The 15,322-nt window shown below is 73.1% G+C and carries 11 protein-coding genes; 8 read left to right on the forward strand and 3 right to left on the reverse strand.

Translation table 11 applies throughout. The features are described from left to right. Positions 1-9 precede the first annotated feature (9 nt). The gene (locus tag ACIPXB_RS30800) at positions 10-2,475 is read right to left on the reverse strand and encodes a penicillin acylase family protein (RefSeq protein WP_401455129.1); all 2,466 of its coding nucleotides are present in this window, start codon (positions 2,473-2,475) and stop codon (positions 10-12) included. 244 nt (positions 2,476-2,719) lie between these two features. On the opposite strand from ACIPXB_RS30800, the gene ACIPXB_RS30805 reads away from it, so the two are divergent. The 5 genes from ACIPXB_RS30805 (at position 2,720) to ACIPXB_RS30825 (ending at position 9,959) form a co-directional block, all read left to right on the forward strand. Next, a complete protein-coding gene (locus ACIPXB_RS30805) occupies positions 2,720-3,709 on the forward strand; it encodes an alpha/beta hydrolase (protein ID WP_401455132.1) in 990 nt (329 codons plus the stop codon). A gap of 64 nt (positions 3,710-3,773) precedes the next feature. Continuing rightward, complete coding sequence (locus ACIPXB_RS30810; protein WP_401455133.1) at positions 3,774-5,321, forward strand: peptidoglycan DD-metalloendopeptidase family protein; 1,548 nt, start codon at positions 3,774-3,776, stop codon at positions 5,319-5,321. Positions 5,322-5,406: 85 nt separating this feature from the next. After that, positions 5,407-7,452, forward strand: coding sequence for a family 43 glycosylhydrolase (locus ACIPXB_RS30815; RefSeq protein ID WP_401455134.1), 2,046 nt, complete (start codon positions 5,407-5,409; stop codon positions 7,450-7,452). A gap of 276 nt (positions 7,453-7,728) precedes the next feature. Beyond that, the gene (locus ACIPXB_RS30820; RefSeq protein ID WP_401455135.1) at positions 7,729-8,538 is read left to right on the forward strand and encodes a serine/threonine protein kinase; all 810 of its coding nucleotides are present in this window, start codon (positions 7,729-7,731) and stop codon (positions 8,536-8,538) included. Further along, on the forward strand, positions 8,535-9,959 hold the full coding sequence (locus ACIPXB_RS30825) for a serine/threonine-protein kinase (protein ID WP_401455136.1): 1,425 nt from the start codon (positions 8,535-8,537) through the stop codon (positions 9,957-9,959). Before ACIPXB_RS30820 ends, ACIPXB_RS30825 begins: the two co-directional genes overlap by 4 nt. 64 nt (positions 9,960-10,023) lie before the next feature. Here ACIPXB_RS30825 and ACIPXB_RS30830 read toward each other — a convergent pair whose 3' ends face one another. After that, on the reverse strand, positions 10,024-10,446 hold the full coding sequence (locus ACIPXB_RS30830) for an FKBP-type peptidyl-prolyl cis-trans isomerase (RefSeq protein WP_401455137.1): 423 nt from the start codon (positions 10,444-10,446) through the stop codon (positions 10,024-10,026). 128 nt (positions 10,447-10,574) lie between these two features. Here ACIPXB_RS30830 and ACIPXB_RS30835 point away from each other — a divergent pair, with 128 nt between their 5' ends. The 3 genes from ACIPXB_RS30835 (at position 10,575) to ACIPXB_RS30845 (ending at position 15,029) form a co-directional block, all read left to right on the forward strand. Further along, complete coding sequence (locus tag ACIPXB_RS30835) at positions 10,575-11,405, forward strand: PP2C family protein-serine/threonine phosphatase (protein WP_401455139.1); 831 nt, start codon at positions 10,575-10,577, stop codon at positions 11,403-11,405. A 95-nt stretch (positions 11,406-11,500) separates the two neighbouring features. Next, on the forward strand, positions 11,501-12,496 hold the full coding sequence (locus ACIPXB_RS30840; RefSeq protein ID WP_401455141.1) for an MASE1 domain-containing protein: 996 nt from the start codon (positions 11,501-11,503) through the stop codon (positions 12,494-12,496). A 100-nt stretch (positions 12,497-12,596) separates the two neighbouring features. Beyond that, on the forward strand, positions 12,597-15,029 hold the full coding sequence (locus ACIPXB_RS30845; RefSeq protein ID WP_401455143.1) for a SpoIIE family protein phosphatase: 2,433 nt from the start codon (positions 12,597-12,599) through the stop codon (positions 15,027-15,029). Positions 15,030-15,044: 15 nt separating this feature from the next. On the opposite strand, the gene ACIPXB_RS30850 is transcribed toward ACIPXB_RS30845, so the two are convergent. Continuing rightward, positions 15,045-15,322, reverse strand: a 278-nt coding sequence (locus tag ACIPXB_RS30850; protein ID WP_401455145.1) for a Na+/H+ antiporter NhaA, incomplete at its 5' end; no start/stop codon positions are given.

Below are 15,322 nucleotides of genomic sequence, written 5' to 3' on the forward strand. Positions count from 1 at the left end.
GCGGAACTGTCAGTCCAGGACCTTGATCCGCAGGTGCGGTGACGCCGCGATCTGTTCCTCGGTGAATCGCTCGGTCACCCACGCGCCGGCCGAGAACAGCTTCGTCTGGTCGGCGTAGTGCGGTGAATTCGGGTCGGCCGACTGGGAGTAGGCCATGACCGACAGGGCCTGGGGCGGGCCGTCGGCGGTGAACCGGACCTGCTGGACGAAGCTCGACCCGTACACGATGTCGAACTTTCCGTCGACCTGACCCGGAGTGATCACGTTCAGCACGCCCAGCTGGCCGATCGCGCCGTGGATCGGGATCTGTTCGCCACCGCGGCTGACCTTCTGCACGTCCGACAGCCGGGCGTTCAGCGGAACGCCCGCCTTGCGCAGCGCGAGAACGGCCCGGCCGAACGCGTCCCGGACGGCCGAACTCCCGGAATCCAGCGAATTCGGCGTGTGCACCGGGTCCCTGGGGTCGAAGGGAACCCGCCACGGCAGCTTCTCGATCCCCTGACCGCCCTGCAGGAAGGACCAGTAGTGCGCGAACAGCCACGACCCCCTGCTGTCCGACGTGTAGTCGTGACTCGTCCAGGCGGCCAGGATCGGACACGCCTCGCTCACATTGACGAGATTGCCGTCCACCAGGATCAGCCCGAAGGGGACGCTCCGGCACATCGACACCGTGGCGCCCAGGGCCAGGTCGGCCGCCCTGCTGTTGTCGGCGAACAGCAACTGCCCCATGGTCTCCGGGGTGAAGCCCCTGCCCGGCAGCCCGTCGGTGCCGTTGATACGGCGCTGCGCGGTCAGGATGAGCTCCTGGGTGCGCAGGGAGCGCGGCGCCCCGCTGTCGCCCATCACCCGGGGGAAGGCCAGCGGCTGCTCGGGGTTGGCCAGCCAGGCGCTGTCGTTGGCGTTGCCCACGAAGTCGGTGCGGATCAGCCGCGGTTGCTTCTTCGGGTCGAGGAGTCCCGGCGCGACCGCGTTCGGGTCGGCGGGCCAGTCGCACGCGCTGCGCTTGCCGTCGAGGACGGAGATCGGCGGGACGGTCGGCAGCCGCAGCGTCTGGTGGAACAGCAGCTTGCCGGTCTCCGTGAGACACGACCGGGCGTGCTCGTCGGTGATGTTCGGGGTCGCCTGGATGTCCGCGTACAGGGCGTTGCCCTGGCGATCGGAGGCGACGGTGTTGAAGAAGGGCACGCCCTGCGTGCTCTCCAGCGTGTCGACGACCTCGTGGACGTCCCGGGCCTGGTCGAGGCGGAACCAGGTGTTCAACGCGCGCAGGTTGTGCATGTTCACGTCGCGCACCGCGTGCGCGCTGACCACCCAGGGCAGGGGAACGCCCTGCATGGAGGTGGTGACCGGCCCGTAGCGGGTGGACCACAAGGTCCTGGTGACCTGGGAGAGGCTGCCGTCGGCGTTGCGCACGTCGACGGTGACCGCTTGCGAGGTCATCCGCTCCCAGGCGCCGTCCACCAGGTACATGGTGGGATTCAGCGGATCCACCTGTACGTCGAAGAGCCCGAACGGGGCGACGGTGGCGACCGTGTGGCTCCAGGCGACGTTCTCGTTGTAGCCGATGTTGATCGCGGGGAGCCCCAGCAGGCTGGCCCCGGAGACGTTGACCTTGCCCGGGATCGTCAGCTGGCTCTGCCACATGCGGTTCTTGCCCTGCCAGGGGAAGTGCGGGTTGGCCAGCAGCATGCTCGTGCCGCCGGACACCCCCTGCGACCCGACCGCCAGCGCGTTGCTGCCCATGCTCTGCTCGCGGCTCACGGCCATCGCGTCACGGATCTTCTCCGCGGTCGCGGCGGGTGAGGGCGCCGGCTGCGCGGCGGCGGCCGACGCGCCCGGGGGCGCCGCGTTCACGATGCCGTCCAGCAGTGCGTCGGCGCTGCCCATGATGATCTCGGCATGGGCGTGCCGGTAGACGTCCAGCTCCGTGATGGGCCGCACCCAGGCCGCACCGCGGCAGGCCGGGTCGGAGAGGTTCTCCACGCCCGTCTCGGCCAGGTACCGGTTGTATCCCTGGACGTAGCCGCGGATGCCCTCCACCACCTCCGGGGCGGGGCCGTCGGGTTCGGGCCGGGCCAGGAGCCGCTCCACCACCCGGTCGTCCTTGAGCCGCTGGAAGTACACGTCGCTGTTGAGGTTGGTGGTGGTGTTCTGGTTCTGGCCGGGGCTCGTCCTGCCCGCGGGCCCCATGAAGCGGGACCGCTGGGCGTCGACCATCAGATACGTGTCGGCCAGGGTGCAGATGTTGTCCTTGGCCGCCGCGTACCCGTAGCCCGTGCCCAGCCCCTCCCAGTCCGAGGCCACGATGTGCGGGATGCCGTACTCGGTGTAGCGGATCGTCGCCTTCGGCGGCTGCCGCGGCTCGGCGGCGGCCGGCTCCCCGGCCCGCGATCCGGTGGCCGCCAACGTGCTCATCACCGCCACGGCGGCCAGGACCACCACCGGCAGCCTCGCTCCGCGTCTCCTCCGTGCCATCGAGCCGTCCTTCCCCTGCGGTACGGGTCTTGGTCCGAACGCGGACACGCTAGGGAGGAGCGATGAAATCCCGATGACACACCAGGCCCTAGCCGACGTGCCCGCGGCCTGTCAGTCCGTAACCTTCCGGAGTCCCCCCGCGCGCTGGCGTTGCTACCTTCCAGACGCCCGTTCCCACGCCCGTTCCCACGGCCGTTTCCCGCCGCACCGGGCACCACGCCGCACTCCCGACCAGGAGGACACGTTGAGCGCGCAGCAGCCCACCCGCAGGAGCATCCTGAAGTCCGCCGGAGGCCTCTCGGCCGCTCTGGCCCTCGGCGCCGGAGGCGTCCTCGCGGGCGCGTCCTCCGCCGCCGCCGTCGGTGACGGCTCCGGCCTGCGCATCGTGGAGCGCGGCGAGGCCGACCCCCGTATGTGGTACTACCGGTTCCAGACGAACGCGATCGGCTGGAACCCCGCCGTCAACGTGCTCCTCCCGGACGACTACCACTGGAGCGGGCGCACCTATCCCGTGCTCTACCTCTTCCACGGAGGCGGCAACGGCCAGGACTTCATCACCTTCGACCGCGAGCGCATCCGCGACTGGACCGCGGGCAAGCGGCTCATCGTCGTCATGCCCGACGGCGGCCGCGCCGGCTGGTACTCCAACCCCGTGAGCTCCAACGTCGGCCCGCGCAACTGGGAGACGTTCCACATCGAGCAGCTGATCCCGTGGATCGACGCGAACTTCCGCACCTATCCCGAGTACGACGGCCGTGCCGTGTCCGGCTTCTCGATGGGCGGATTCGGCGCGCTGAAGTACGCCGCGAAGTACTGGGGGCACTTCGCCTCGGTGAGCTCCCACTCCGGCCCGGCCAGCCTGCGCCGGGACAACGGCCTCGTGGTCCACTGGGCCAACGCCACCTCCGCCGGCCTGGACCTGGCCGGCGGTACGGTCTACGGCGCGCCGTTCTGGGACGAGGCCCGGGTGAACGCCGACAACCCGATGCAGCGGATCGAGAGCTACCGCCACAAGCGCGTCTTCCTGGTCGCCGGCACCAGCCCGAGTCCCATCAGCTGGTTCGACACGGCCAACGAGACCCAAGTGCTGGCGGGACAGCGGGAGTTCCGTGCCGCACTGGGCCACGCGGGCATCCCGCACGAGTGGCACGAACTGCCCGGCGGCCACTTCGTCCGCCACGACATGCTGGTGCGCGACATCGACGGCGTGATCGACCGGCTGCGCAAGGCGTGACCGTACGGCACGCACCGCGATCCCGTCCCACCCGCCCCGAGACCGCCGAGAGGAGGAGCGTCCCGTGTTCCGTGGACTCTCCCGACGCGCACTGACCTGTGTACTCGCGGCGACCGCCGCCCTGCTGCTCCCGACGACACCGGCCCCGGCCGCGACCGCCGCTCCGGCCCACGCGCCCGCGAGCGCCGTCGGAGCCGCCGGTTCCGGGGCGGCCTGCCCGGCCGCCGGTACCGTGACCCAGCACTACCACAGCGGCCACAACGGCGTGGACATCGCCAACGTCGTCGGGACACCGATCCACGCCGTCGGCGACGGCGAGGTGACCATCTCCGGTCACGAGCCCGGCTACGGCCAGTGGATCCGGGTCCAGCACGCCGACGGGAGGATCTCCGAGTACGGGCACATGACCCGCCGGGACGTCTTCGAGGGCGACCGCGTCGTGGCCGGCCAGCAGATCGCGCTGATGGGCTCCGAGGGGCAGTCCACCGGCCCCCACCTCCATCTGCGGATCTGGGGCGACCGGTCGGCCTCGTGGGGCGTCGACCCCGAGGTCCACCTCGCGGAGCGCGGCATCGTGCTGCCCTGCACGCCGGGCACCGGTCCGCAGCCCAGGCCGTTGGTCTATCCGGCGGAGTCGGGCCGGGTCGTGTCGGCGCGGTCGGCCGACGGACGTCTGGAGGTGTTCGCCGCCGCGGCCGACGGCATCCACCACGCCTGGCAGCAGCGGGTCAACGGCGACTGGTCGTCCTGGGAATCCCTCGGCGGCCCCGGCAACGCCCAGCTCGCCATCGCGCCCAACGCCGACGGCCGCCTGGAGCTGCTGGCCCTCAACGGCAGCACCTTCCAGCACCGCTGGCAGCTGAGTCCGTCCGGGGGCTGGTCGAACTGGGAGACCTTCGGCGGCGGTGGCCGCGACACCGCGGCCGGAGTCAACGCCGACGGCCGTATCGAGGTCTACGCGTCCGGACCCGTCGGGCTCTTCCACCGCTACCAGCTCGCCCCGAACGGCGGCTGGTCGGAGTGGGAGCCCACGGGCGGCGGCCCCGCCGACAGCCGGGTGGAGATGGGGAAGGCGCCCGACGGCCGCCTGGAGGTCTTCGCCCTCAACGGCGCCACCTTCGAGCACAAGTACCAGACCGCCCCCAACGGCGGCTGGTCGGCGTGGGGCGCCTTCGGAGAGGGCGGCCACGACCTGACCGTGGACCACAACGCCGACGGCCGGCTGGAGGTCTTCGCCTCGGGCCCGGTCGGCGTCTTCCACAAATACCAGACGGGTCCGGCCGGTTGGTCCGAGTGGGAAGGCACCGGCGGCGGCCCCGCCAACGCGCAGCTCACCAGCGAACGCACCCCGGACGGCCGCGTCGAGGTCTTCGCCATGAACGGCACGACCGCCATGCACATCTGGCAGACCGGCCTCAACGCCCCCTACAGCCAGTGGGCCGCCTTCGGCACCGGCGGCACCGAGGTCACCGCAGCCTCCAACGCCGACGGCCGTATCGAGGTCTTCGGCACCAACCCCGGCGGCACCTTCCACACCTGGCAGACCGGCTTCGCCACCTGGGCCGACTGGATCTGGGTCAACGACAGCGCCGGTCCCGCCCTCCCCGACTGACCGTCCCCGCCCCGCCCCCCACCACCACCCGTGGCCGGCCGTGCCCCTGCGACACGGCCGGCCGCGCGGCACGTCCGGAGGACCCATGCCCGCGATCAGCCGACGAAGCCTGTTGCGCGGCGCGGTCGGCGCTGCCGGCGCGGCCGCGCTCCCGCTCCTGGGCGCGGCCGCCGGCCCGGCCCACGCCACGTCCGCCGGGGACGCCCCGCCCGCCCGCTGGGTTGGCGCGGGCCCCTTCGCGTACGTCCACGACCCCTCCACCGCCACCGGCCCGCGCTATCTCAACGACCACACCCTGGTGCGGGCCCGGGGGCGCTGGCACCTGTTCGGCATCGTCGGCGACAGCGCCCCGCGCGGCGAATCCCCGGACAGCGCCGAGGAGATCACCTTCGCCCACGCCTCCGCGCCGAGCCCGGACGGGCCGTGGACCAGCCACGCCGACGCGCTCACCGTCGACCCGTCGTACTTCGGCGAGGAGCACCTGTGGGCGCCGCACGTCGTCGAGTCCGGCGGCAGGTACTGGATGTTCTACGCCGCGGGCGGCGCGAGCGGTGCGGCCGTCAACCTCGCCACGTCGACCGACCTGTTCACCTGGACCCGCGAGCCGTCGGGCCCGCTGTTCCGGGGTCTCGCGGCGCGGGATCCGATGGTCGTGCGGATCGGCGGCGAGTGGGTCATGTACTACACCGAGCTGTCGGGACCAAGTGGGCACCACGTCGTGGCGTACCGGCGCTCTGCGGACCTGCTGAACTGGAGCGAGCCGGGCGTCGCGTTCGCCGACGCGAGCACGGACGCGACCGTCTCGGTCACCGAGTCGCCGTACGTCGTCGAACGCGACGGCTGGTACTACCTGTTCGTCGGCCCGCGCGGCGGCTACGAAGGCACGGACGTGCTGGCCTCCCGCGACCCCTTCCACTTCGAACTCGGCGGCTACGCGGGCCATGTGGCCGGTCACGCCGTCGAGGTGGTCCGCGACGGGGACACCTGGTACGCCAGTGCCGCCGGCTGGTTCCGGCACGGGCTGTACCTGGCACCCCTGCACTGGCGCGACACACCACCACCGTGGCAGAGCCCCGACAACCCGGTGGCCGGCCTCGACGTCCACGGCCGCCTCACGGTGTTCGCGCTCGACGCCGCCGACCGCTCGATGCTGCGGCGCGTCCAGACCGACCCGTACACCGACAGCTGGTCGCCGTGGGAACCGTTCGGCGGGCCGGCCGGGGCGGTGCCCACGCTCGGCCGCACCACCGACGGCAGGCTGGAGGTGTTCTCGCTCGCCCCGGGCGGCGTCAACCTGCACCACCGGGCGCAACGGCCGGACGGCGGCTGGTACGAGTGGGAGGAGTTCGGCGGCCCCGCCGGCGCGGCACCGGCCGTGGCCCGCGACGCCGACGGCCGGCTGGAGGCCTTCGCGCTGAGCCCCGGCGGCGGCTCCGTCGCGCGACGGCGGCAGCGGTCGGCGGGGTCACCGGCCTGGGACGGCTGGGAGACCGGCTTCGGCGGGGCGGCGGGCGCGCCACCGGTGGTCGCGGCGAACGCCGACGGCAGGCTGGAGGTCTTCGTCCTCTCGCCCGGCGGCGCGGGGATCCGCCACCGCTGGCAGGAGACCCCCGGCGGCCCGTGGACCGCGGCATGGCACCCGTACGGCACCGCCGCGGGCGCCGCGCCCCGGGTCGCCCGGGACGGCAGCGGCCGGCTCACCGTCGCCGCGATCGGACCGTCGGGCGTGGGCACCTTCGCCCGGCGGCAGGCCGTGCCGAGCGGCGGCTGGGCCGGGTGGCAGCCGCTGTTCGGCTGGTCCGCCGCCGCCCCCGCGTTCGCGGCCAACGCCGACGGCCGGCTCGAGGCGTTCTCGCTGTCGCCCGGCGGCGCCCGGCTCGGCCACCGCTGGCAGATCACCCCGGGCGGGGACTGGGCGCCCGGAGGGGAGTTCGGCGAGCCCGGCCTCCGGCTCGCGGCCACACCGACGTCCGCACTCGACTCCACCGGGCGGCAGCACGTCTTCGCCGTCACCGTCGCGGGCCTGATCCGGACCCGCGTCCAGGAGCGGCCGAGCGGCGGCTGGCGGCCCTGGGCGGCCTTCGGCGACCGCGCGGTCGCACCGCTCGTGGCGGGCAGCCCCGCGCTCTGAGGAAGGTGCGGATCGCGCCAAGTGGACGGAGCTTTTGACGTCGCGTACGCCGGGCCCGCACGCGGGTACCCGCGCTCGACAGGACACCGGGCGGCGGCCCGTCTCCCCACGCCTCACGGTGAGTTCACCGGCCGGACCGGCCCGCCCCCGCCCGGCGGGCCGTCCGCCACCGGGGACCGGTTTCGGCGATCTGGCCGAGGTGAGCCGGTGAACTCCCCCGAGAGATGAGTATCGTTCCGCTCGTCCGACAGGCGACGCGGGGGAACGGGGGGAGCGGTGAGCGGCGTAGTCGTCCATCTGCCGCGGGGGAGCGGTGGCGCCGACGGCGCCGAACCGCACGGTGACGCGGTGACGTTACGGCTCGGCCCCGGCGAGGTCGCCCGCTTCGGGCGGGGCTCCCCGAAGGTCCCCGTCGAGCTGATCCTCGCCGACCCGGCGATCTCCCGGCTCGCCGGGGAGATCCGCGTGACCGACGACCACTGGCAGCTGACCAACCACAGCACGACCCACAGCTATCTCGTGGAGAACCCGGAGGGAGCGGGCGAGTACCTGAGGGTGCCGCCGCGCCGGGTCGGGGCGCCCATCCCCTTCGAGTTCTCCCGCGTGGTGCTGCCCACCCGCGGTGACGTCACGGTCTCCTTCCAGGTGTTCGCCCCCGACCACATCTATCTCGATCCGGAGGCCATGGGGCTCCCCTGGGGCAACAGCACGGTCACCGCGTACTCCCTGGACGAGACGGCCACCTACTTCCTGGTGCTCGTCGCGCTCTGCGAGCCGCGGCTGCGCGACCAGTCGCGGGTGGCGGTCCCCACGACGCCCCAGATCGTCGAGCGGCTCAGGGGGCACGCCGGCTGCGGCACGCTGACCGCGCGGGCGGTCAGCTCGCACATCGACTACCTCGCCGAGGAGAAGCTGCGCATCGGCGGCCAGGACGCCCACGAACCCGGCAAGGGCGACCGCCGCAACGGCAAGCGGGAGGAGATCGTCGGACTCGCGCTGCGCTTCGGACTCGTACGGGAGGAACACCTCGCGCTGCTGCCGCCCCTGTCGGCGGCCGGCGGGCGGGAGCGGCAGGCCGCACGATGACACGGCCGCACAGCCCGGGAGACACCACGGAGTGCGACCGGACGGAGCTGCTCCCGCCCGGCTTCCCGGTGGGGGACTGGGAGGTGACCGAGCTGATCGGCGCCGGAGGCTGGTCCACGGTGTACGCGGCGCGGCCGGCGAGCAGCTCCTCCGGCCGCCCCACCGACGTGGCGATCAAGATCATGCCGACGGCCGGGCTCGCGCCGCTGCAGACGCGCAGGATCGTGGAGTCCGCCCGCCGCGAGGTCGAACTCGGGCGCAGGGCCGGGCATCCCCGGCTGATCGGTCTCGTGGAGTCGTTCGTGCTCGCCGCGCCCGGCCACCCGGCGCTGGAGGGCGCGATCGTCCTGGTCATGGAGCGGGCCGCCGGCAGTCTCCGGGAGTTCCTGGACGCCGGGGTGCCCGAGGCCGACCGCGGCCGGCTGATCGCGGGCATCTGCGAGGGCCTCGCCCATCTGCACCGCTCGGGCTGGGTCCACGCCGACCTCAAGCCCGAGAACGTCCTGCTGGGCAGGGACGGCTCCGTGAAGCTCTCGGACTTCGGCCTCGCCACCGAACTCACGGGCACGCACGGGTACGCCCCGCCCATGGGCACCTTGGACTACCTCCCGCCCGAGCGCTGGCGGGCGCCGCTCGGCGAACTGGGCGTACGGGTCAGGCCGACCGCCGACATCTGGGCCCTGGGCATCGTCGTCCACGAGGTGTTCGCGTCGGGCGGCTCACCGTTCCCCGGCGCCACTCCCATGGCGCGGGGTGCCTCGGTCCAGGCGTACGGCCAGGGGCGTGCCCCGCTGCGGATGGACCCCGAGATCCCGGCGTTCTGGCGGGCCCTCGCCGCCGACTGCCTCGCCCCGGACCACGAGACCCGCGCCCCGCACACCGCGGAGAGCCTGCTCGCCCGGATCACCGCCCACGAGGAGCGGCCCGGGGCGGGGCCGGGGACCGGGTCCGGGGCGGGGCGGCTGCGGAGCCGGGGCCGCGCCGCCGTCCTCGCCACCGCGCTGTGCGGGATCGCCGGCGCGACCCTCTGCTCGGACGCGGTAGGGACGGGCCCGTCCGCGCCGCCGGACCGTGCGGGCGCGACGGCCGGTGCGGTACGGGTGTTCAACGCCGAGCGCGGCTGCCGGGAGCGGGCCGACCGGGACCGGCGGTGCAGCCTGGGCCTGGCCATCGACCCGGCCCGGCCGTACACGGCGGACAACGTGGTGGAGACCAGGGTGTGGCACGGGGACGTCCTGATCGCCGACTGCCGGTTCGCCGGCGGCGAGCCCATCATCGACGAGGAGGACGTACGGTCCACCCACTGGTACCGGGTCCGCCTCCCGTCGGGCTCCCCGCCGCCCGCGGTCTGGCTCCCCGCCGTACGCACCAGGGACAGGCCGACGCTGCCGGACTGCCCGCACCCCGCGGCCGGCCGCTGAGCGGCACGGCGGCGGCGGGCACGGCGGCGGGCACGGCGGCGGGTCCTGCGGCTGCCGGGCGGGATCAGCCGGTGCCGCCGGAGCCCCCGCGGCTCCACCCGGCCGTGCCGGAGTACGCGTCCAGCAGATCCACCACGAAGACCAGGGTCGAGCCCGCCGGGATCAACGGGGAGGGCGACCGATCGCCGTAGCCGAGGCGCGGGGGAACGATGATCTCGCGCCGGCCGCCGACCCTCATCCCCCTCACCCCCCGGTCCCAGCCCTTGATGACCCGGCCACCGCCCAGGGCGAACTTGAACGGTTCGCCCCGGTCCCAGGAGGCGTCGAACTCCTTCCCGGACGCGAAGGTCACCCCGACGTAGTGGACCCTGAGCACCATGCCCGGTTTCACCTCGGGCCCGTCCCCGACGGCCAGGTCCCGGATGGTCAGCTCGGCAGGAGGGTCGCCCTCCGGAACCTCGACCTCGGGCTTCGTCGGTTCACTCATGGCAGCCTCATCACTCTCTGTCGTCGACGCGACGAACAGTACCGATCGACCGGACCGGACCGACGGGTGGCGTGCGGCAGCGGCGGCTAGGGTGAGGTGACAAGGCGGTGGGAGAGCCAGGAGCCGTGATGCGCGGACACCGTCCCGAGCCGTCCGACCATGCCGAGGACCTTCTGGTCGCACTCGGGCAGCTCGTCGACCAGGCCCTGGAACGGGTCGAGTACCAGCGGGCGAGGGTCGAGCTGGCCATGGCGCTCCAGCGCCATATGCTCCCGCCCGGGCTGCCGGAGTTGCCCGGGCTGCGCCTGGCCGCCCGGTACGCGCCGTCACGAGGCGGTCTGGACGTGGGCGGCGACTGGTACGACGCCTTCGTCATGCATGACGGGTCACTGGCGCTCACGATCGGTGATGTACAGGGGCACGATGTGGAGGCCACCGCCTTCATGGGGCAGGTGCGTACGAGCCTGCGCGCCCTCGCCCAGGCGACGACCGACACCCGCGAGGTGCTGGGCCGCGCCAACGACCTGCTGATCGCCATGGGCGGTGGCCGCTTCGCGACCTGCTGTTTCCTGCGTTTCGACCCGGTCAGCCGCGATCTGACGGACTCCCGGGCCGGTCACGTCCCGATGGTCTGGGCCACGGCCGCGGGCCGATGCGGCACGGCACTCGACCGTGGCGGGCCTCCGCTCGGCATCGTGACCGGTCAGCACTATCCGGTGACCCACCGGCGGCTGACCGAGCCAGGGGTTCTCGTGCTGCTCACCGACGGAGTGGTGGAGGGCCCGCACTACCCGATGGAGTCCGGTCTGGCCGAGGTGGTCGAACTGGCGCGCGCGGGGGTCGACGCCGATCCCGAGGCGCTGGCCTCCGCCGTCGTCAAGGTGGCCGACCTGACGGGACACCGCGACGACGCCGCGGTCCTCGTCCTGCGCTACGACGGGCCGCACGAGCCGGCCTGACCGAGGGGCGTCGCATCGCCGGGGCCACCGGGCTCAACGGAGTCACCGGGGCCGCCGGAGTCGCCGGTCGCGGGATGCGCGTGCAGACTGCTGTCGTGCGCAGCGCGGAGATGGGTCGTCACGGGTCCATCGCTCTGCGCATCCTCGCCGTCGCCGCCGTCTACTACGGAGCCGCGCAGGTCGGCCTGCTGCTGCAGCTGGTGCGCGACCAGGTCACCCCCTTGTGGCCGCCGACGGGCGTCGCGCTGGCCGGGCTGCTCCTGCTGGGGATGCGCGTCTGGCCGGGCATCGCACTGGGCGCGTTCTTCGTCAACGTGGTCCTCGGGCCGTCGTTGATCTCCGTCCTGGCCATCACCGCGGGCAATACCCTGGCGCCGGTCTGCGCCGCCCTGATGCTGCGCGGAGCCGGGTTCAGAAACGAGCTGGACCGGCTGCGGGACGTACTGGCGCTGGTGTTCCTCGGCGCGCTCGTCGGGATGGTGATCAGTTCGACCATCGGCACCGGCACACTGGTCCTCTCCGGTGCCGTCGGCGCGAGCGACTTCTGGCCGACGTGGTCGGTGTGGTGGACCGGGGACGCCATGGGCATCCTCGTCGTCACACCCTTCCTGCTCGTCCTGCGCAAGGCCCGGTGGCCTTCGCGGGCCGGGCCCGGCCGCTGGTTCGAGGCGGTCGCGCTGGCGGTCGGCACCGTCTCCGTCACGCTCCTGGCCACGCGTACGCCCGACTCGACCCTGCTCTTCCTCGTCTCGCCGTTCCTGGTCTGGGCGGCCTTCCGCTTCCGGCTCCCCGGCGCGGCGCCGTGCGCGCTCGCGGTGTCGACGCTGGCGATTCTGGCGGCCGCCGCCGACACGGGCCCCTTCGCCGGCGAGGACGTCTTCGCCGACATGGTCACGCTCCAGGCCTTCAACGGCACGACGGCACTGACGGCCCTCCTCCTCGCGGCCGTCATCACCGAACGTGACAAGACGTACGAGGAGATCAAACGGGTCTGCGTGCGGCTCACGGAGATGGTGGCCCGGATGGAGCCGCGGCCCGAGTCCTACGACGACCCGCCCGACGATCATCCCGAGCCCCCACGCGCGCGGTGAACGTCGCCGGGCGTTCCGACTCGCCCGGACGGTCCCGGGCGGGACAGCATGGAGGGAGAGCGGGTGGGCGGGATGTCGCCGGGAGGAGGCGATACAGACGGTGACCGGAGACGGCTTCGCGTTCTGCGGCGCTGAGCTCGCCGCTGTCTATGTGGTCGCCGACCAGGGCCGGGAGCTCCATCTGGCCGAGCTGACCGGAAACCGCGGCGTTCTCTACGGACTGCCCGCGGTCCTGGCCGTGAGCGGCCACTCGCCCGCCGCCAACGCCTTCCGCTCCGGCGACCCGCTGTGGCTGACTCCCAAGGAACTCGCCACGTTCATCGAGGAGGATCCCCACCACGTCCCCACCCGGGTCCGCGACGGTGACCCCCAGTCACCGGCCACGATCTCGCTGGGCGCGCTGCCCCTGGGACACGGCGACCAGGAGCTCGGGTGTCTGATCGTGGCCGGGGAGGTCCAGGACGGCTTCAGCGCCGACGACCGCAGCCTCCTGGAGCTGTACGCCGACCAGGTCGCCGCCGGACTCGAATCGGTCGCCGCTCGCTCCGCCGGACGCAAAGCCCCGCAGGTGCACCTGGCACAGCCCCTGGTGCCGCACCAGGGCGGCGCCTTCATCCTGGAACTGAGCACCGGCCGCATGGAGGCCCACGCGCACGTGCTGGAACTGCTCGGTCTGCCCCCCGAGCAGTTCGACGGGCAGGTGGAGACCCTGCTCGCCCGAGCCGTCCCCGACGACATGCCCGCGCTGATGGCGATCGTGGAGCCGGACCGGCTGGCCGGCGACGGGCAGCAGCTCGCGTTCCGTATCCGCCGCCCGAACGGTGAGCTGCGCTGGCTGGGGCTGCGCTGCCGCGTGGAGGTGGACTCCGACGGCACGCCGCGGCGCGTCCTGGGGGTCGTGGCCGACGCGGCCTATCTGCGGCCCAGTGCCGATGAGGTCTCCCTCGTGCAGCGGCTGTCGGCCACGCTGGTGGGAGCGAGGACCGTCCGGGAGGTCAGCAGACTGGTGGTCGCCGCGCTGCGCGAGCCGCTGGGCGCCTCCCGGATCGCGGTCGGTGAACTGGAGCCGGAGCGGCTCATCGTCACCGCCCTCGACCCGCCGGAGCCCGATGCCTGGCCCGAGGTCTGGCGCTCGGACTGGCGGTCCGAGTGGCCCGACGTGTCGCTCGCCGATCTGCCCACGCTGCAGAGCGCGCTGCGTGAGGGGCACATGAGCCTGTGGCCGCCGGGCGCGCCCCTCGAGCGCGGTCTGCTGGGCGTCGGTCCCGGCGGGCTCGCGGTGCTGCCGCTGCCCGCCGAGGGCAGGATGGTGGGAGTGTGCCTGGTGGGGTGGGACGCCGAGCACCGGTTCGGGCCGGAGGAGCGGTCGCTGCTGACCGCGACCGCGGGGCTGGTGGGGCAGGCGCTGGTCCGCGCCCACGGACTGGACGCCGCCCACGAACTCGCCACCATGCTCCAGCGCAGCCTGCTGCCCCGTAAGCTCCCGGAGCTGCCGGGCGGGATCGCCGTCGCCCGCTATCTTCCCGCGACGGCGGGACTCGAGGTCGGCGGCGACTGGTACGACGTCATTCCGCTCGGCGGCGGTCACGTGGCCTTCGTCATCGGGGACGTACAGGGGCACAGCACGGGAGCGGCCACCATCATGGGCCAGATCCGTACGGCGGTCAGGGCCTACGCGGTGGAGCGCCATCCGGCCGACGTGGTGGTCGCGCGGGCCAACCGGCTGCTCGTCGGCATGGAGACCGACCTCTTCGCCACCTGCGCGTACGTGGACCTGGACATGGAGGAGGGCATCGCCAAGGTCGTACGGGCGGGCCATCTGCCGCCGATACTGCGCCATCCCGACGGCGTCACCGAGGAGATGGCGGTCGAGGGCGGGCCTCCGCTGGGCGTGCTCGCGGAAGCGGAATTCCCCATGACCGAGGCGGGGCTGGTCCCCGGAACCCTGCTCGCCCTGCTGACGGACGGCATGGTCGAGTCCGCCAGGCTGCCCCTGGACCAGGGCATGCGGCGGGTGCGCGAAGTGCTCGCCGCGGCCAACCCGGTCGATGTGGGAGGGGTCGCCGACGAGCTGGTCGTCACCGTGGGCCGACGCGACGACGACGTGGCGCTGTTGCTGCTGCGCTACGACGGCGCACAGGACCGGCCGAAGCGCAGTCACTGGACGGTGTGGCGGCTGCCCGACGCGGTCCTGCACGCCCGCCGCTTCACCGCGCGCACCCTGCGGACCTGGGGACTGGTCGAGGAGGTCGACGCGGCTCTGCTGGTCGTGTCCGAGCTGGTCACCAACGCCATCGCGCACACGCAGGGCGAGGTGGGGATGGACCTGACCCTGTCGGCGGACCGGCTGCGGATCGCCGTGAACGACGCCTCGCCGCGCAGCCCCGTCAAACCGGTCTCGGTGAGCTGGGAATCGACCGGCGGCCGAGGGCTGCTCATCGTCGAGGCGATGACGACGGCCTGGGGCTCGGTCCCGCTCAGCGGCGGCAAACAGGTATGGGCCGAGATCCCCTGGCACCGCCCGGGCGACTGACGTACACGACAGCGATCAGCGTTCTGCGGCGGTGGCTTCGCGCTGGTAGATGTCGGGGATGCCGTCGGCGTCGGCGTCCAGCGTCTCTTCCTCGTAGAGGTGCTTGTACACCTTGTTGCGGCGGCGCAGGAGGAGGGCGGCGAGGGCGGCGGCGGTGACGGAGGCGATGAGGACGGCGGCCTTGATCTGTTCGGTCACGGCCTGGCCGGGGAAGGCGAGTTCGCCGATGAGGAGGGCGACGGTGAAGCCGATGCCGGCGAGGACGGAGAGCCCGAACACGTCGGCCCATTCCA

Source organism: Streptomyces sp. NPDC090022 (assembly GCF_044748145.1).
Taxonomy (GTDB): domain Bacteria; phylum Actinomycetota; class Actinomycetes; order Streptomycetales; family Streptomycetaceae; genus Streptomyces.

Excerpts from the sequence above, each read along its gene's own strand:
- ACIPXB_RS30830 (WP_401455137.1), bottom strand. The coding sequence starts at position 10,446 with ATGAGTGAACCGACGAAGCCCGAGGTCGAGGTTCCGGAGGGCGACCCT.
- ACIPXB_RS30835 (WP_401455139.1), top strand. The coding sequence starts at position 10,575 with ATGCGCGGACACCGTCCCGAGCCGTCCGACCATGCCGAGGACCTTCTG.
- ACIPXB_RS30800 (WP_401455129.1), bottom strand. The coding sequence starts at position 2,475 with ATGGCACGGAGGAGACGCGGAGCGAGGCTGCCGGTGGTGGTCCTGGCC.
- ACIPXB_RS30815 (WP_401455134.1), top strand. The coding sequence starts at position 5,407 with ATGCCCGCGATCAGCCGACGAAGCCTGTTGCGCGGCGCGGTCGGCGCT.
- ACIPXB_RS30825 (WP_401455136.1), top strand. The coding sequence starts at position 8,535 with ATGACACGGCCGCACAGCCCGGGAGACACCACGGAGTGCGACCGGACG.